General features: G+C 59.8%; 19 protein-coding genes and 1 pseudogene. 11 read left to right on the top strand and 9 right to left on the bottom strand.

Annotated features, from left to right (window positions below; genetic code table 11):
• Positions 1-5: 5 nt before the first annotated feature.
• The 3 genes from L0A91_RS12830 to L0A91_RS12820 all read left to right on the top strand — a co-directional run bounded on the left by L0A91_RS12830 (position 6) and on the right by L0A91_RS12820 (position 1521).
• Entirely contained in the window at positions 6-191 is a 186-nt protein-coding gene (locus L0A91_RS12830) for a hypothetical protein (protein ID WP_235244787.1), read from the top strand.
• 32 nt (positions 192-223) lie between these two features.
• Positions 224-493 (top strand): hypothetical protein, encoded by a 270-nt coding sequence (locus L0A91_RS12825; RefSeq protein WP_235244786.1) that lies wholly within the window; start codon positions 224-226, stop codon positions 491-493.
• A gap of 872 nt (positions 494-1365) precedes the next feature.
• Positions 1366-1521: a hypothetical protein gene (locus L0A91_RS12820; protein ID WP_235244785.1), complete on the top strand. Its 156-nt coding sequence runs from the start codon at positions 1366-1368 to the stop codon at positions 1519-1521.
• Positions 1522-2601: 1080 nt separating this feature from the next.
• On the opposite strand, the gene L0A91_RS12815 is transcribed toward L0A91_RS12820, so the two are convergent.
• Entirely contained in the window at positions 2602-2841 is a 240-nt protein-coding gene (locus L0A91_RS12815) for a hypothetical protein (RefSeq protein ID WP_235244784.1), read from the bottom strand.
• A 110-nt stretch (positions 2842-2951) separates the two neighbouring features.
• Between L0A91_RS12815 and L0A91_RS12810 the strand changes: the two genes are divergently transcribed.
• The 5 genes from L0A91_RS12810 to L0A91_RS20005 all read left to right on the top strand — a co-directional run bounded on the left by L0A91_RS12810 (position 2952) and on the right by L0A91_RS20005 (position 7214).
• Positions 2952-3242: a hypothetical protein gene (locus tag L0A91_RS12810; RefSeq protein ID WP_235244783.1), complete on the top strand. Its 291-nt coding sequence runs from the start codon at positions 2952-2954 to the stop codon at positions 3240-3242.
• Positions 3243-3450: 208 nt separating this feature from the next.
• A complete protein-coding gene (locus L0A91_RS12805; RefSeq protein WP_235244782.1) occupies positions 3451-3591 on the top strand; it encodes a hypothetical protein in 141 nt (46 codons plus the stop codon).
• A 351-nt stretch (positions 3592-3942) separates the two neighbouring features.
• Positions 3943-4314, top strand: a complete 372-nt coding sequence (locus L0A91_RS12800) for a hypothetical protein (RefSeq protein ID WP_235244780.1) — start codon at positions 3943-3945, stop codon at positions 4312-4314.
• Positions 4315-4343: 29 nt separating this feature from the next.
• Positions 4344-5321, top strand: a complete 978-nt coding sequence (locus tag L0A91_RS12795) for a TniB family NTP-binding protein (protein ID WP_235244778.1) — start codon at positions 4344-4346, stop codon at positions 5319-5321.
• Positions 5322-6647: 1326 nt separating this feature from the next.
• The gene (locus tag L0A91_RS20005) at positions 6648-7214 is read left to right on the top strand and encodes a TniQ family protein (protein ID WP_397333729.1); all 567 of its coding nucleotides are present in this window, start codon (positions 6648-6650) and stop codon (positions 7212-7214) included.
• 560 nt (positions 7215-7774) lie between these two features.
• Here L0A91_RS20005 and L0A91_RS12790 read toward each other — a convergent pair.
• Positions 7775-8152: a hypothetical protein gene (locus tag L0A91_RS12790; RefSeq protein ID WP_235244777.1), complete on the bottom strand. Its 378-nt coding sequence runs from the start codon at positions 8150-8152 to the stop codon at positions 7775-7777.
• Between the two features lie 459 nt (positions 8153-8611).
• On the opposite strand from L0A91_RS12790, the gene L0A91_RS12785 reads away from it, so the two are divergent.
• The 3 genes from L0A91_RS12785 (at position 8612) to L0A91_RS12775 (ending at position 11464) form a co-directional block, all read left to right on the top strand.
• Positions 8612-9973, top strand: a complete 1362-nt coding sequence (locus tag L0A91_RS12785; protein ID WP_235244776.1) for an XRE family transcriptional regulator — start codon at positions 8612-8614, stop codon at positions 9971-9973.
• Positions 9974-10397: 424 nt separating this feature from the next.
• Entirely contained in the window at positions 10398-10571 is a 174-nt protein-coding gene (locus tag L0A91_RS12780; RefSeq protein WP_235244775.1) for a hypothetical protein, read from the top strand.
• 254 nt (positions 10572-10825) lie between these two features.
• Positions 10826-11464, top strand: a complete 639-nt coding sequence (locus L0A91_RS12775) for a hypothetical protein (RefSeq protein ID WP_235244774.1) — start codon at positions 10826-10828, stop codon at positions 11462-11464.
• A 265-nt stretch (positions 11465-11729) separates the two neighbouring features.
• On the opposite strand, the gene L0A91_RS12770 is transcribed toward L0A91_RS12775, so the two are convergent.
• The 7 genes and pseudogenes from L0A91_RS12770 to L0A91_RS12740 form a co-directional block, all read right to left on the bottom strand.
• Positions 11730-12170, bottom strand: a complete 441-nt coding sequence (locus tag L0A91_RS12770) for a hypothetical protein (RefSeq protein WP_235244773.1) — start codon at positions 12168-12170, stop codon at positions 11730-11732.
• Positions 12171-12187: 17 nt separating this feature from the next.
• A complete protein-coding gene (locus L0A91_RS12765) occupies positions 12188-12892 on the bottom strand; it encodes an HIRAN domain-containing protein (protein WP_235244772.1) in 705 nt (234 codons plus the stop codon).
• 218 nt (positions 12893-13110) lie between these two features.
• Complete coding sequence (locus L0A91_RS12760) at positions 13111-13335, bottom strand: hypothetical protein (RefSeq protein WP_235244771.1); 225 nt, start codon at positions 13333-13335, stop codon at positions 13111-13113.
• Entirely contained in the window at positions 13335-13544 is a 210-nt protein-coding gene (locus tag L0A91_RS12755; RefSeq protein WP_235244770.1) for a hypothetical protein, read from the bottom strand. The genes L0A91_RS12760 and L0A91_RS12755 overlap by 1 nt, the downstream gene beginning before the upstream one ends.
• A 698-nt stretch (positions 13545-14242) precedes the next feature.
• Entirely contained in the window at positions 14243-14725 is a 483-nt protein-coding gene (locus L0A91_RS12750; RefSeq protein WP_235244769.1) for an acyltransferase, read from the bottom strand.
• Positions 14718-15224 (bottom strand): hypothetical protein, encoded by a 507-nt coding sequence (locus tag L0A91_RS12745; RefSeq protein WP_235244768.1) that lies wholly within the window; start codon positions 15222-15224, stop codon positions 14718-14720. The genes L0A91_RS12750 and L0A91_RS12745 overlap by 8 nt, the downstream gene beginning before the upstream one ends.
• A 74-nt stretch (positions 15225-15298) precedes the next feature.
• A pseudogene (locus L0A91_RS12740) lies at positions 15299-16298 on the bottom strand (quinone oxidoreductase family protein).
• Positions 16299-16376: the final 78 nt, after the last annotated feature.

Below are 16376 nucleotides of genomic sequence, written 5' to 3'. Positions count from 1 at the left end.
CGATCATGACGATATTGTCGATCGGGGTGGAGAAGCTGTTGAAGCTGACGTTTGGTGTGATCGCGCTGGATGAGGACCACGAGTGGCCGTCAACCAAGGTGATGAAGCGTTACAGCCACAGCATCGGGGACTTATACGCCACGGTTCTTCCGAAGTTAGAAGAGCGGGGGCAGAGGGCACTGACTATGTGAGGGAACTGGTCGAGGGTGTTAGGGAGGATCCTGTGTTGATTCCCATGCTCGATGCGTTGGCCAACTACGGGAAGTCGGGGCGGTTCTATAACTTGAACAAGATGGGGGAGATGATCCTCCCAAGGAGTCATCACCAGTACAAATGTGGTTGGCCGTGGAAAAGGCTGCCCGGAAGAGTCCTGGGGTGGCGGATCTTTGGGCGCAATGCTGGCAACAGCCCCTCCGAGCGGGTGCGGGTGATGAGGTGGTGGTGGCTGTTCAACGCTGTGTCGCTGAGAGCGTTGAGCGGTTGTGGGTCATGATCTCGAAGTTGGGGATGAACCATCTGTTGGGATCGGTGGGGGATGTGCTGGGAGCAACTTTGTCGCCTGATGCGGTGGGCCGTCAGGGCATGAGATAGGTCAACCGCGGGGAGCATGGCCAGGGCGGGCGGTGTTCGGCCTGTGTTGCACGGCAACCCTGCCCATGGGCGCCTAACTGTGGGCCGTGAAACGGGAGCCGAGCCACGGTGATCTCAGTGCCGGCTCTTCCCATCCCAAAGCAATACCGGTAAGTTCCATGACATATCCACAGTGAGGAGCCTTGGCTCGCTGTGCACTGGACGGAGTTGACCGACCCGTATCAGGAAGAACGGCTACGGACCCTCTGGCCTCATGGAAACATCGAGCGCCGCCGGAGGTCATGATGGTCGATCAGGAGTCCAAAATTCGCGTCGCGGTCGTCCGCGACTGCATCCGTTGGAAACCGACGGCCACGTGCGAGTCGAGCTGCGCCTAGCGCCCTCAGTCGCTCGACTTCTCTATGACGCCGCTGATGACACGGGACGAACGGTCAGCGCCGTGGGTGAGTCAGCGTTGGTCGCTGGCTTGGGAGGTGCAGGCGATGTAACGCGTACCGGGCGAAGTGCTGGGAGCCCATTGCCCCCCAGACGCGACGAAAGCCGGGCTGCTACCCGGCTTTGACGCGAAGGCGGTGACATCCGCCATCTAATTCTTTGACTGCCCCGATGGGGCTACCTGTCTCAGTGTGGCGATGAAACACGCCCAAGTCAACGGTAGCTCCTCGCGATTGGAGCTAACCCATGAACACTCTCGAAACCGCCGTTCCTCATCGTCTTGGACGGAGGGTCAGTTTCATCCCTGCCATGGACGTCAGACCAGCGAGCTGGTCTGACGTGATTGACGCCGCCTCGGACTCCGCGCAGTGCAACGAAGTTGCTGAATCGGCCCTTGCCACCACACTGACCCGCGGTGCAGCGAACGAGCCCGTCGTCAGCACGGTCAATGTCGAAGGGCTTAGGGTTTTCGTCCAGACGACCTATTCGCTGTGAGGCGTCCGGCATCGCACAAAGGCATGACCAATTACCTCTCCAGGGTCGTGGTTCCCAATGAACTCGAGGGCGCCCGTTCAGTGTGGTGCGAGGTTTCAACGAGCAAGAACACCTTCGAGATTTGCTGCTTGACCGCCAACCTTCGCAGGTCTCCACCCAGTTCGCGCGACTGGAGTGGGTGTTCAAAAGCGGGGTGCGCACCCACATACCTGACTTCCTTTTGAGGTGGGACAACAGAAATGCCGTCGTTGACATCAGCACAGTGTCCAAGGTGGAGGATCCACGTCTACTTGCGATCCTGCGGCTGACCAGGGCCACGTGTGAAGCGATTGGTTGGAGTTTCCAGCTCAGAACAGAGCTGACGCCTCAGAGGGTATGCAACGTGAACTTCCTGCGTGCCGGTGCACCGACATCCGCCAAGACCGGATGTCCGCGGCGAGGTCGTTGCGCCAAGCAATTGGGGGCCTGGACGTGCAACGCGCTTCACAGATCCTCGGAGGTGGGCCCTCCGGGTATGCCCGGCTCTGGGACCTCATTTCGCATGCGTGTGTGTTTATTGATCTGGATCGTCCCATCGAACGCGACACCAGCATCAGGTTCACTCGCCGAGGAAGGGAGCAACCCCATGGCTCAGAGCCCTGTGAACAAGACTGGCCGGCGCACGTCCCTGGGCATTGGGTCGGACGTTTCATTGCCGTCGGGGCCAGCAAAGATCGAGGCCGTCGTGAGAGATGACGACGGCAGAGTTGTCGTGCTCCTAGACCATGGAGATCACCGCACCAGAGTTCCATGGATTTCCCTGGCACGTGACCGGCTGTCATGCCGCCAGGCGCCGTCCGGAGACGTCTTTGGGGTGCACCATTCCCCCATGCTGTGTGAGTTGCCTGAGCCCAGCCAGCGGCCCATCCTCAAGCGATACCGAGATCTGCTTCAGATCCAGTGTGGTTCTCCCCGAGGCGATGCTGAGGGTGACCGGCGTGCCGGGACACTGAACCCTGAATACGATCCGAACACGACCACTTCGGCTCAACGCTTGATGGTGAAGTCACGAGAACTCCGCGCACTGGGAGAGGCGGTGCGTCAAGAGCGCAGCTGTACAAGCAGCTCGGACGGATTGATGAAGGGCCAGATGCTCTTATTCATGGAAACAGAGTTACACGTTCGCAGCGGTTGGACGAGTTCGATCCGGCCGTATTGGAGGTCGTCAGGGCTGAAGTGATCGATGAGCAGAAGCGCCCTCACAAGACGCAGCGAAAACTCCTCGCGAAGGTCCGGAGCCGCCTCGTGGATGAAGGCGTTGGTGTCGGCATCACGCAGCATCAGTTGTCGTATTTGGTAGGTGAAGTTTCCAGGGGCTGAGCTTGCATCATGCAGCCAAGACACGTCGCAGTGAGGCGAGCAGGCCGGTGGCTGTTTACGGCACCCGGCGTGTGAGCCGGCCCGGTGAGTTGGTTCAGATTGATGCGACTCCAACAACCGTCGCCATTTTGGGACCACAGGGCGTGTACGTGCCCGCTGTCATTCTCAGCGCCATCGATATCTACACCAGGTGCTTTGTCGCACTACGTGTGTGCGTGGGTGCCGCCACATCACGCGAGGTGTGTGCGCTGATTGCACAGATGGGCAGACCAACGGTTTCGCGGGCTGGTTACCCCTATGAATTGGAGCACTGGCACGGCGTACCGCAACTTGTTGTGATCAACGACGACCAGATGGGGTAAAAGCAACGCCGACGAAGGTCATCGGCAGCAAACCGAAGATTCACCCGGGCACGATTGTTTTCGATCACGGATCCGAGAATGCCAGTGACCATGTGTTGAGGTACGCAGCGGAGTGTGGCATTGACGTGGTTTTTTGCCCGCCTAGGCGTGGGCATGCCAAGGTGTCGTCGAAGCAGTCCACCGCGTCCTTGGAGACGTCGAGAGCACCATGCCAATCCACAAGGGTCAGAACGTTCTCAACCGTCCCCTCGAGTTGGAATTGGCTGTTTCGATCAGGCCATTGGACCTTCAGGACATGCTGTGGGAGTACATCATCGATATCTACTCCCACGAACCCCACCGGGGCTAACAGACGCACATGGCTCAGATCGCGACCTGAGTCCCGCGGGGGTCTGGGCTGACTATGTGACTACCTTTGGTGAGATCGATGTTCCAACAGATCCTTTCGCATATTTGAAGGGCCTCCAGCAGGTTGAAAGACAGCTCAGCCCGGCGGGCATACGAGTTCACAAACTACCTACAACTCCAGCGACCTCCAGTCGCTGAGATCGGTGGTGATGTCAGGAATCGGTGCGAGAGGGCGAAAATTGACAGTGTTCTTTGACCGACTCGATAGGACCCGGATCTTCCTCGTCCACCCTGTTGAGCGGCGGTGGATGGTCGTGATGCGTGCCTTTGACCGCAACCAAGCACTCGGCCCATGAGCGGGCTCGTTCAAAAAATTGCTGACGAAGATCGGGGCCAAGGAACCCATCGGGTCTCAACCGAGGATGAGCGTCACAGGGCAGAGGCAGCCTTGATCTCTCGCTGGCGCGAGGGTGTATTCGCCAGCCCGCGCGACGCTCGGTACGCCTCCATCGAGGGAGCTCAACAACATGCGCTTGCTAGCGACCTGGAAGAGGCGAGCGAGGAGGTCCGGGCCCTTGCCTTCCCTCCGCCCGAAGAGGCCCAAGAGCCGCCCACGTACGTAGATGCGGGGCCTGTCGGTTTTCCCGGAGAACTCGACCTGGACGACGAGATCGTCTTCGACGACGAATTCGCCGACATGGAGCCTGGCTGGGGGCTGACATGAGCGGCCAAACTCAGATCTCGCGCCGGCTCATGCCCCAGAACATCGATGACTGGAAGGAACTCGTTAGCGGCATGAACCCGCCGCCACAGCAGGGACCTGTCGTGACTGATGCGCTACGACGCAAATTCGATATTCACAATCAGCGAGTGGGGACCATTGCCACGCGGGACACTCACTCGGTCCGCACGGCCATCCGCAGGGCTCACTTTGAGAATGACCATTCGGCTTACGGGAGCGCAACGTGCGTCATCCTGAATGGCCAACCCCTGAGCGGGAAGACGCACGCTGCGCTTTTCTGCGCGTTCAGTGAGACCCGCGAAATCTGGAGCGCGCTACCCCACGAACCTGACGACCCCCGACACGATCGCTGTATCCCGTGGATCTATGTCGAAGTACCCAAACTGGCCCGAGGCTTGTCCCTCCTCAGAGCAATCTGGACTTTTTGTGGTTGTCCTCCACTGAGGGCGAGCTCCTCGAGTGCTGACTATCTGGAAGCGATTCGGAGGCTAGCTCCACGCATCGGCCTGCGGGGAATCATCATTGACGATGGCCACGGTATCGGAGCCCGACAGAGCAAGGAATCACGGCTCTTAGCCGACATCCTCAAGGGGCTCATTACCGGGCTACCGGCAACGATCGTATTGGTCGGCACTGGATTTCATGAGTCGGGAGTTCTCCAGGGATCTGCTGGAGAGCAAGTTCGACTTCGCGGAGCGTGCTGGATCGACATCGGCCAGTGGGCGCTCCCGAAACCTGGGGAGGTGGGCGACTGGGAACGCCTTGGTCTGGGCCTCACCCAACGACTCATGCTTCCTTCTCCTCGGGGCGCGGTCCATCTCACGAAGAGACGTGTTCTCCATCGCCTCGTTGACGGTAGCCAACATCGACCTGGCCTCGCTGTCATTTGGGCCAAACGAGCAGCCTCATACGCGATCTGGCACGACACTGACCTTGACCTTGACGCACTCAACGCCACACATGCCGGATTGCCTATGGGGACAGAATGACTGAGCGCCTACCGTTGTGTGTTAGACCCTGCCCGGGGAGTGGTGGCGTGGCTACCTTGGCCGCGTTGCCAGCGTCTATTCGTCGAGCCCGGGACGTCTCTTGGGCCGAATCGATAGCGAGACTCAACAAAACACGTGGAGCGGGATAACAGCAGGTATTTCCGTGTCCGACCACGGTGCAGCCCGGTTGGGGGCGCTGTTCAACATCGAGCCTGAGGATGTTGGTGCAATGCATTTAACGGCCTACAGCGGGTCCGTGCTGCGCTTTAGAGACGGGGGCGGGGGCCTCGGGCTAAGGGAGCATCAGAGGTTCCGTCCAACCCTCGAGTGCGGCCGCGGGGCTCTTTGGTCAACTCTCTCTTGGACCGAGTTTGCCGCCAATGTGCGCTGGAGTCTCCTGGGTTCCGCGCGATGAGTTGGCGACTTCGAATTCATTTGGTGTGTATTCGCCACCGAATAGTGTTGCGGTCAACCGAAGCCTCGAGTGCCGATGTGGATGTTCCTGCTGCCGTTGTGGCCGCGCAGGAGGAGGCGCTCACCCGGCTGGTGCCGTCGGCGCGGAACGTCCAGTACTACGCCCAGTTGAACTTACAGATGGCTCAGCTATTCGCCGGGTCAGGTCTTGCGTGGGATCGCCTTGTTGAGGAGGCACCCGAGACGACACTTGAGAAGTTCTGTGAGGCTGTAGCTAGGACCGGATCGAATGGATACCCGGATTACCAAGGAATAGCAGATTTGCCGATCGGAAAGGCAGCCAAGTTTTTTCACGCCCCGGGCCCCTTGGGCACACGAATGCACCGTCCTTTTCCCCCACCTGCTCCCGATGCATCACTTTGATCGGGGGCTAGGAGATCTGCTCCAACCAGCGGATTTACAGCAGGCGAGAATGGTCGCGGCGCTCGGAGTTGTTCTCGCCTCGAATGGGGCCACTCTCGATGCAGTCGTAGATTCGTTGCCAGCACGTCACCGGAGGGGAACTGCGACGCTCTTCCTCAAACACCTTGTTCGAATCGAACGAGAGGGCCGCGCCGAACAGTTCTGGGGTTTGTGCCAAGCGTCATCCTCGGCGCTCGTTCTCGAAGCGGTTGACTATCGGGCCCGCGCTTCGCTGGTGCGGGATAGGCGCACTTTCAGTTTTGGCCAACGGGCTGTGGGCCCCTTGAACCTGACTCTCTTTCGCGCATGGCTAATCGACCAGTGGGCTTGCACCTTCTCTCAAGGGAAAACTCTAAGAGTTTCAGTCCGCGATGGAACCATGGTCCACTTTGAGGCTCAGCACGGCCAGTTGCTTCGCCGGGCTCTCGGCAAACTTTGGGGTGAGCAATCTTGACCCGCCTCCCATTAGCTCTGGAGCCACTGGCTGATGAATCTTGGGCGTCCTACCTCAACCGGCGAGCAGCCCAACACCGAACTACCCTCGCATGTCTGGGTAGCCACCTGGCCCTTCGCGGTCGACGTGGTGACTGGCCAGGCCGATTCGGCGTCGACATGTCTCGCGACAACATTGAGCGCGTAGCACCGGTGCTCGGGCTGCTGCCGAAGCGGGTGGCAGAGATGCATCTGAAGTCATATGACCAGTTGGCTTTTGATCTCAGTGGGTTGGCGGACGGGAACACCCTGGCTGGAACGAGGGCAACGGTCCATCGCTCCTGGGTATGGCTCGCCGGTAGCTCCTTCTGCCCGAATTGTTTGGCTGAGGATGGAGGGTGTGGCGTATGCGGTGGCGGGTGCCATGGATCACTGCGTGCGTGCAGCACCGCACTCAATTGCGCGGAGCCTGTCACCAGTGTGGAGGCGTCCCTGGGTTGGGCAATGGACTTCACGGCTCGGCGCCATCCCGCAGCAGCGTTGTGCCCGACGGCCGACTGTGTACCCATGCCCAACCAGATGTAAAAGTCTGCGGAGCGGACCTCTCCGAACAGGCGACAGCCAGTGCTGAGCCAGGCAGGCTTAGGCGTGCCCGACTCATGACCGAGACCATCACTGATGGTCGGGGTAGGTTCGCGGGTTCGAAGCGAACCTCGCTACAAGTGCTCAGAGGATGGCAGGCCGCAATCGGGATCGGCATTGGTCTGGGTGCTATAGATGCCGGAGAATGGGGCCGAACCCACCGGTGGGCCAACCCACCCCGGGATCCCGACCTCATCGATCACTTGCTCGCGGCTGTCGAACCGATCGCCACGGCGCCGGGCGTCGTGTCCGCTGCTGATGTTGTCGCAGAGTGGGTGCGTTCCGCCGGAATCCGATCCCCGAACGTCAATACCTTTGATCGCATCACGCAACCATCCGCTGCGCTACGGCCGGTCGTCGACGAGGTTCTCAGCCGGCATGGTCGGGCCCACACCCTGATTCAGCGCAAGCTCACCATTGCATGCGCAAGAACCGTGGTTGAGCAAGACTGGGATGTCGACGACGTTCCGCAACTGGTCTGGCCATGCGCACTGCCCGATCACCTACGTGATTCCACCCGACCGGACCAGCGAATTCTCCGTGCCGTCAGCGCGTTGATCCTCGTCAGAATGAGGATGGATGCGAAGGGTTGGGAAGAGGCTGGGGCCGTCCTCGGGTTTCCACCAGACAAATCCCGCAACTGGACGCGTTACTCGTTCGCCGGGCAGTTCGGCATCAGAAACGACCTCATCGCCTGCGCCGATCGACTGGCCAGCCAGATCGGTGACCAGCCTCGGCGGGCCGCTTGGGTGAGCCGCCACGATGTACGCGGGCATGGGGCCTTCTCGCTTGAAGCCGCTCAATCGCCAAGGTGTGGAAGAGACAGTAGTGGCTGGTGTCCCTGCGAAGGTCGGCGTCACCGTGAGAGTGATTGACAGCACCTCTGAAACTTTGACGCGTGTGCCCGCAGCGTGTTTCAATTGTGGTTATTATATAACCAGTTTCTATGGAAGGGTTCATATATGACCAACGAAGACATGCGTCGCCGCGTGGAGCGATGCGTTGATGCTGTTTCAGTTGAACTGTACGAGGGGTTACGACTGGGTTCGCGGAGGCACAGGCGATGCTTCGGCCTCTCTCAAATGGAGGTGATTACCCCTATCTGGTCCCCCTAAGCGCGCGGGCTTTCATGCGCGAGCACTGGCTGGCCAATGGACTGCCCGGGCATTGGCATATAACGGGTAATCCCCGTCTGATGGGGCAGACCATTCTTACGAACGCGCAGGAGAATCTCGAGTTGCGCCTCCTCAAGGAGCGTCGCGGTGCGTATCCCGGGGTGTGCCGGTTGCAGGTGCGAGCAACGCTCGCAAGCGTGCTTGGCGACAGGAGCCTTTGGCTTCGTGGCGGAAAGCCAGCGCGCAACGAGTGAGCAGGTTCGCTTGCTCGCTCTCTGGGACACGGCCGAGGACGGCGCGGCGGTGAAGCTCCGCGTTGTCCACCCCCTGGTGCCGGGGATCTACGGCTCGAAGGTTCCAATTGACCTGAGCTATGAGATTGTGCCCTCCGGGGGATCTTTGCCTCGCTGGAGTTCGTCGGGGCGGCGCAGGATGATGACCTTTTCGCAGAGATTGACCGTGATGAGAACGAGGGCGATGTCGCCGCTAGTTGAGAAGCAGCCGCGCGGCGCTAGGCTGCTGGCTCTGCGCCACCTTGAGGGGCTTAGCCAAGGCGATCTTGCGGTGCGCTTGTCCGTTTCGCAGAGCTTCATTTCACAAGTTGAGAAGCACCTTAAGCCGCTTCCGCGGGAGGTTATTGAAGTCGCCTGTCGTGAGTTCCAACTGCCCGAGCAGTTCTTTGGCGTGTCTCCGGGCCCATCAGAGACGGGCGTTGCCACGTTCCGTAAGTCGTCGAAAGCAAGTGTGAGAGACGAGAACTACGTCAAGGCCATGTTTGGCGAAGCAGCCCGCCTTTTCCGCATCGCGTCCCAATCTTCCGGGTATCGAGCCGCGGACCTTTCCCGCCTGTCCATGCCCGAGGAAGAGGAGGCCGCTGAGTTGATCAGGGAAAGCTTAGGACTCGATCCTCACGTCCCGATTCCGAACGTGACCAGGGCTCTTGAGCGACTCGGGGTTGGAGTTATACACCAACTCGCTCCGCGAGATGTCTGCGACCTGGATCATTTCGGAATGTCTCGCCCCAGTGCAAGCAATGATCGGCCTTTGGTGACGACGGTTGGCTCCCTCCCTCCAGCAGTAAGCCGAATGACTCTGTTGCATGAGCTCGGTCACCTCATCTACGACGAGTCCCTCTCCGTGCCTATTCCAGGCACTCGCTCCCCAGAAGAACTACGGGCCTTTCGATTCGCTAGCGCCATGCTCATGCCAGCGGCGGTGGTACGTTCTCGAATCACTGAGTCCCTTACGCTCCATGGCTATCTCCGGGTGAAAGCTGACTATGGGATTAGCGTTGCTGCTTTGATCAAGCGAGCCTCAGATTTGCGGGTCATTAGTCGCGCGCGAGCGCGAAGTCTGTACATCCAGCACTCTTCTCAGGGTTGGCGACGAGTCGAGCCAGTAGCGGTCGCGGCGGAAGAGCCCCGCCTCTTGTCTCAAGCCATCAGACGTGGCCTGGGTAACGATCCTGAATTCGTCGCTTCACGCACGGGCGTGAAGCAGTCTCTCGTTCATCACTGGACAGATCTTGATTTTCACCAAAGCGAGCAGGCTAAGGTGCTTCCGTTCCGCCGGCCAACGCACCAGTGATCTACTAGCACAACCACGCGGGTTAGGTGTGCGCAGTGCACGGTTGAGCGATCGTCGGGTGGACACCTTCTACGTAGGCTTCTACGTAGGCGCGTTAGGGCTTGAGTGGGGAATTGTTCTCTTGTTCCTTACCTGCATTTATTTCCTCAGGAAGTCACAGGTGCTGGTTGCTGAACCGCAACCAGTGGTGAGGGTCTCGCCGGTGCATTCGCGACCTGCAGCAACCCATGGTCAGAAAGGAAGTGCTGTGATCCCTTGGCATCAGGTGAGGCAGCGGATCAACATGCGGTCTCCGTCAACGCCTGCTCACGGAGATGAGTGTGGCAAGGCACCCGTCGCCGAACCATCCAGGTCGCCAGCCCATAGCGCCCCCGCTCCGGCCTGTCGAACTTCGTCGGCGTGGCGTGCATGGAAAAATGGGGGTATGAATTCTGAACCAGGAAAGGTCACTGTCGTTGGTGGCATGCCGACGGCCCAAGGGGCGACTTCTCCTGAATCGCTGCCGTCCTCTACCACCAACTTCGTGAAGTTGCTCGAGGAGCAGGGCTTCGAGGTTGACGTGGCGGTTCCCAGGAAGACCGCAATTACGTCGATTTAAACTCATTAGAGATTTGGCTTCCCATTCTGGTCTTCGCAGTGCAGCCAGCGTGGGACATGGCGGTCACGGCTACTATTTCTGCGATTAAGTCTTTGTATAGCAACAGGAAGGTCTCAGCCGGAGAAGAGGCTGATCTCCCGCCGGGCAGGCTTCATCTTCGATGCTTTTCGAGGAGCCCGATGGTGCCCGCCGCGAGTTTGATGCACACGGCCCCCCGTCAAGTGTGATCCAGTCTTTGAAAGAGTTCAGTGAGATTGACTAGCAAGGAACGTGGCCTCGCCGCGCTCAAGTCGGGCTCGCAGATGTACGGCATGGCGGCGCGACTCATCGAAACAGTTCCGATCGGGCAGAGGGCTCAAGACGCGCTTATCACCAGTTTGCGCGAGTTGCGGTCTGCTATGAACTGGTTGGAAGACACCTCGGATTTTGAGACCGCCCATCAACGCCTTGACGGCGCGGGCAGGTTGCAACGCAGACACTTTGCGGACAACTGCCGCCTAACCTTCAAGGATGGGGGCTATGTGCAGGAGTGCCCTGTTGCGCTCGCCCACAACCGTACTGGCTTAAGCGTCGGCGCGATCGTCCAAGAATCGGAATGTTCGATTTGTAGCCGTGATCCTGACGATTGTGAGCATATTGCAGGAAGGCTCTATGACGGAGAGGTGTGCGCAACTCGCATCACAAAGTTCGGAGTCGACCATGTGGCCATCGTCGGGCGCCCTAACATGCCGGACGCACGCATTGGAGCCATCTCGGTTGATCTTGAACATATTCGCGCTGAACTAGGGCCAGCCTTCGAAGTAGGTATGGACGTACTCTGTGATCGCTGTTTAGAGCCCTGCGCCGGCGTTGTCAGGCCCTTCGAGACTTCCGGGCAGTCTTTCCGAGCCTGACTCGCGGTCCATGCAGGCGCTGTAACTCGGTACCTTTGGGCTGTGGAGGCTTGGCACCGTTGGATGCACTGATGGCGCTCTTCCGAGTAGTGGAAGCGGAGAACGAGTTACTTGGGCACGGTCTTGGCTCTTCCTAATCATTGGATCTCAGGCGCCATCGGCGTTGACGTCGTGCAGTAATTCACGAAACCACAGTGGCGGCCCAGTTCTAGCGGCCTCGCATTGGCAGTGAACCGGCTGCTTTGCGGGACCAGAGTGAGAGACGTCAGCCCGCAGGTTCTTCGGGCGTGACATAACCGCCGAAATCAACGACCTGTCCGTCCGCTTTTCTCAATCGGGTCACATGTAGCACACCGCTGTCTGGGTAGTTCATTGCAAGGCCGGACCGTTGATCAATCTTTCCGCTGTCGGCGAGTCGCCAACGCAGCTTCCCGAGGACAACGCCGTCGGGATCGAGCGCTACCCAGTGCTTATCCAGGCGCTCGACGCGTAGTCTCTGACCCGTGTCCACGTTCGCTAGCTCAGGTGCTTTCTCAGACTGCTTGGCCAGGCCGTGAACTGGGGGCGTCCCCGCTTTCCAGCGATCTTCGGCCAGCACGTCGGGGTCAGTTTGGACTGTCTCCTCGCGTGTTGGTTTCTCATCAGGCTTCGGCGCTGCCTGCTGAAGATGGAGCAGCAGTTCAGGACGGGTCACAAGCGCCACCACCGGGTCCCCATTCATCTTTAGGGGCTGCCGCGTAGCGATACGGCCGCGAAGCTCTCTCCGCTGTCCATCCTCTTTGATAGCCGCTTCGCGTTCACTTTGTTAACCCATCCGATTTGATGGACGAAACTCGAGTCCATCACTGCTATTGCGTTGATGTCGTGTTCATTGTCCGGATCTCGGCGTAGGCCAAGGTGGGTTCCCGCAGTTGTTGAGGTCGCAAGATTTCCATCTTCGTAATAGGCGCGTCCGCGCACGGTGATGATGAAGAGGTCGTACCGGTAGATGGAGGTTGACTTGGGGCTGACGATCCGGCCATCCGGGACAGTGAGAGCGTATTGTCCGTTGATTCGAGTGAGACGTAGATTTGGCAGTCCCGCGGTATCCACATAGACCGTGTCAGCTTCCGCGGCCTTGGTGAGCAACCTTGATTGGGGCAATGAGCCCGTAGTCGGCTCGTACCGTGACCCTTCGTCTTGCCCAGCCGCGAGGTCTTTCTCGGACGATGCTTCACGCGTTCCACGCTGGTTGCTCGATTCCGGCGCTGGCCGCGACTCGTCTACAGAATTCGGCTCATTCAAGGCGGCTACCTTTGGGGTGAGCTCAACCGCAGACACAGGTCCGCTCGTCGTCCCACTGCGGTTTGGCATCACCTTTTGCTGCGCGTGGGGTTTGCTTGCTGAAAACCGCGATCGGATCCGATCAAAGAGCGGACGAGGCGTCATGTCTCAACCTTAGTCAATTACGTCTCAATGTAGGGCAACTGGCGCCGGGGCCGTTCGTCTCCAGATCCTATGCTTCCCAGAGAACTCGGCATACATCCGATCGCCCCGGGGTCGTCTTAGAGTGAGTAACCGCTGACAACCAGCCCCCAACAACGGATAGGTTGCCCATCATTCGAAGCACGGTCATGGGCTTCGGTGTGTCCGGTGGCAGTTCTTGCCTAGCGCCAGGGCACGTCTCGTTCGGGTGCGGCGGCGCGATCGAAGATGGTGAAGTCCAATCCCTTGACCCAGTCCTGAATTTCGACGCCGTGGCCAAAATAGAGAAACGCAGCTGCGCAGATCCAAAAGTTGTAACGGGACCTCTCGCGCCATTGTAGGTCAAAGAAGTAGTAGGCTCTTTGCGTTTCGTAGTCGATTTCCTTGGAGAGGATCTCAAACGTCATCAGTTCCTGGAGAGCGCAATCGACCGAGTTCTTTTTGCCGATAAGAACGCGATTTCCAACGGCCTCCGCAGGCAGGCTTGGACGTTCCCCGGGTCCCCGAAGTCGATGTCGGGGGTGCCGTGGTCCATGAACCTGCATTGCTGCAGCCACAGGTTCATCAGCTGCGAGAGGGTGTCGAGCGCGGGCTGAGAGAGTCGTTGCAACTTCACTCTTACCTCCTTGAGCCCAGTGACCACTAGCCCTTTCTCACCTAAATCACTGATGCACATTGCTTCCAGGAGTCCCTCTGCCGCGGCGGCCGCGTTGGAGGATCGAAGGCCAGTATCGATGGCACCTGTTCCTGTCTTCACGCCAGAGGCTTCCTGGTCAATCGCCGCCTTTATCGCATCTGTGACTTTAGATTCATGCGCCGTCTTCATATCGCGCAAAGTGGCAATGGGGAAGTTCGCTTCCCCCGTCGTGGGTGCATCTACCTCTCGCCCATGCGTGGCGCACATCAGGATGAGATTCTCGAAAGACGCCCTTTCTTGCGGCGTCTCTGGGCCCGCCCCACGCGGTGCCGTGTACTCTGCGCCCACAATGTGAGCCACGGTACCGATCCACCCACCACTGGAAGCAGTGAGCGGCTGTCCGCAATCGGTCATAGCGCATCGACCGCCTGAGTCGGACATCAACCTGCGCATGGTCTGTGTCGAGATCGTCTGGCGAGTCTTGCTTGTCGGCATCGGTACATAGTGCCAGACCTGTGGTTCCTGCCGCCTAGTCCGACAACCCGACATTGAATTCTTGTGTGCGCGACTGATCTCTCCGCAACGAGTGCCGCTTCCGCATGCTCGGTCAGTCTCGGAATCATCCCCAGATAAGGTCTCAGAATCAGCCGCCCAGGCGTTCACAGTCTCAGACTCGGTCACCGCTGACAGATCAGCAACGGCCAGACAAAATAGAACTGTTCTTCAACGGCAAGTGACCAAAAGTGTTGCAGCGGGCTGGGTGGGTCGTCCTGGCTCAAATAGTCGACGGCTCCGCCGGCGAGACGCCAGTTCACGACATACCCAGCGCTAGCGACGATGTCTGCGCCAATCGAGGCCCACCGTTGGGGCGGCAACAAGATAACCGTCAGGAGCGCGGTTCCGCTCAGGGCCGCGAGCGCCGCGGGCAACAACCGGCGCGCTCGTCGGGCATAGAACTTCGACATCGAGACTGAGCCGTGCAATTGGGCTTCTCGAAACAGCACCGAAGTCATCAAATAGCCCGAGATCACAAAGAAGACATCGACCCCGATGTATCCGCCTGGGAGCCAGCCGATGCCGGCATGCCACCAGACGACCGCCAGGACAGAAATAGCTCGCAGCCCCTCAATGTCGGGGCGGAATGCGCGACGTTCAGCCACGAATCGACCTTTCACTCTCACGGTCGTGACCAGTCCGAGCACGGGTCCGGCTGCGGGTGAGTCGCAATGCCACACCCACTCCCAGCAGACCAACAACGAACACGACGAGACGTATCAGTCCCCCCGTCCAGGCATCGACGCTCACGGTCGGTTCCAGTTGAATGTCCACCCCTACCGCCTCCGCGACCGTGACGGCCGACGTCTGCGCTGCGGTTGTCGCCACTCGTGGGTCTGCCGCTGTTGCCGACCACCGGATCCGGGTGGACTTAGCCGAATCACCCGCGACCACCTGAGCCTGCAAATTCAGTGATGAGGCCGTCTCTGGGGTGATGCCCGTTGCTTCCCGCACCGCGGCCTCATTTTCAGCCGAGGAGACCTGGCTCAGCATCGTGGCCACCTGCGCTGGAGTTGCCTGGATCGAAGAGTCGACCTCCACGTTCACCGACCTGGGCCACAAGGCCAGCAGGCAGGCGAGGGCCGCGACCACCAGAAGTGCCACCGTCAATCGTCTACGGCGCGGGCCATCGACGGTTCGCGCACGCCACTGGGAGCGAGTCGCTTGCGGGCTTTGCGTCACTCTTCGCCCGCGATCACCAGAATGCTCTTGCCAGTGGTCCGACCGGCCTCTAGATCCCGGTGGGCTTGGCCCAATTCACTAAGGGCATAGCGCTGACCAATACGGACATCGAGCGTGCCACTCGCGACCGCCGCCAGCACTTCGCCCGCCCGCCACTGCAACTCTTCGCGATCGGCCACATAGTGCGCCAGGCTGGGTCGGGTTAAGAACAGCGATCCCTTGGCGTTCAGCACTTGGGGGTCCAACGGGGCACCGCGCCACTGGCCGCACCAAAGAGCGCCATCGTCCCGCGCGGCTTCAACAACTCCAGTCCCGCAGCGAAAGTGTCCTTGCCGATGCCGTCATACACAACGTCCACACCGACCCCGTCGGTCAATTCGCGAACCCGATCGATCAGGTCTTCGTCGCGATAGAGCACCACAGCATCAGCCCCAGCGCCCATCGCTAGGCCGGCCTTGTCCTTGGTTGAAGCAGTTCCAATCACCCGAACACCCTTGGCGCTGAGCCACTGCGTCAACAACAACCCCACGCCACCAGCAGCCGCATGAACCAAGGCGATATGCCCCTCGCGCGCGACAAAGGTCGACTCCGCCAAATAGTGTGCCGTCATCCCTTGCAACATGACGGCCGCAGCCTGCTCAAACGACACACCCTGCGGTATGCGCACAGCGCGGCCACCAGGCACGGTCACCACTTGTGCTGCCCCGGTCCCACCAACCATCGCCCAGGCCACTCGGTCGCCGACGGCCCATTGATCGGACGACACGGCGTCCTCGCTGACTTCCCCACTGCGATGACGGTGCCCGCGCCTTCGGAGCCAACGACATACGGCAAATCCATCGGGTATGCCCCGGTGCGCTGATAGATATCAATGAAGTTCACTCCCGTCGCTACGGCTTCAATCAACAACTCGCCAGGCCCGCAAACCGGTTCAGCGATCTCTTCAACCTGCAAGACTTCCGGGCCACCGTGGGCGTGCACTCTGACTGCATCCATGGCTTTAGTCTGCCATCAGCGGCAAGGCCAGTAGGAGAAGGTTGAAGACCACCGCGGACGGCAAACACGACCACGGCG

Source organism: Ornithinimicrobium sp. INDO-MA30-4 (assembly GCF_021535045.1).
GTDB lineage: Bacteria > Actinomycetota > Actinomycetes > Actinomycetales > Dermatophilaceae > Ornithinicoccus.
This window is presented reverse-complemented; position numbering and strand designations above follow the sequence as displayed.

Coding starts and splice junctions, on each gene's coding strand:
- L0A91_RS12830 (WP_235244787.1), top strand. CDS start 6: ATGACGATATTGTCGATCGGGGTGGAGAAGCTGTTGAAGCTGACGTTT.
- L0A91_RS12815 (WP_235244784.1), bottom strand. CDS start 2,841: ATGCTGCGTGATGCCGACACCAACGCCTTCATCCACGAGGCGGCTCCG.
- L0A91_RS12805 (WP_235244782.1), top strand. CDS start 3,451: ATGCCAATCCACAAGGGTCAGAACGTTCTCAACCGTCCCCTCGAGTTG.
- L0A91_RS12800 (WP_235244780.1), top strand. CDS start 3,943: ATGAGCGGGCTCGTTCAAAAAATTGCTGACGAAGATCGGGGCCAAGGA.
- L0A91_RS12795 (WP_235244778.1), top strand. CDS start 4,344: ATGCCCCAGAACATCGATGACTGGAAGGAACTCGTTAGCGGCATGAAC.
- L0A91_RS12780 (WP_235244775.1), top strand. CDS start 10,398: ATGAATTCTGAACCAGGAAAGGTCACTGTCGTTGGTGGCATGCCGACG.
- L0A91_RS12765 (WP_235244772.1), bottom strand. CDS start 12,892: ATGACGCCTCGTCCGCTCTTTGATCGGATCCGATCGCGGTTTTCAGCA.
- L0A91_RS12760 (WP_235244771.1), bottom strand. CDS start 13,335: ATGACGTTTGAGATCCTCTCCAAGGAAATCGACTACGAAACGCAAAGA.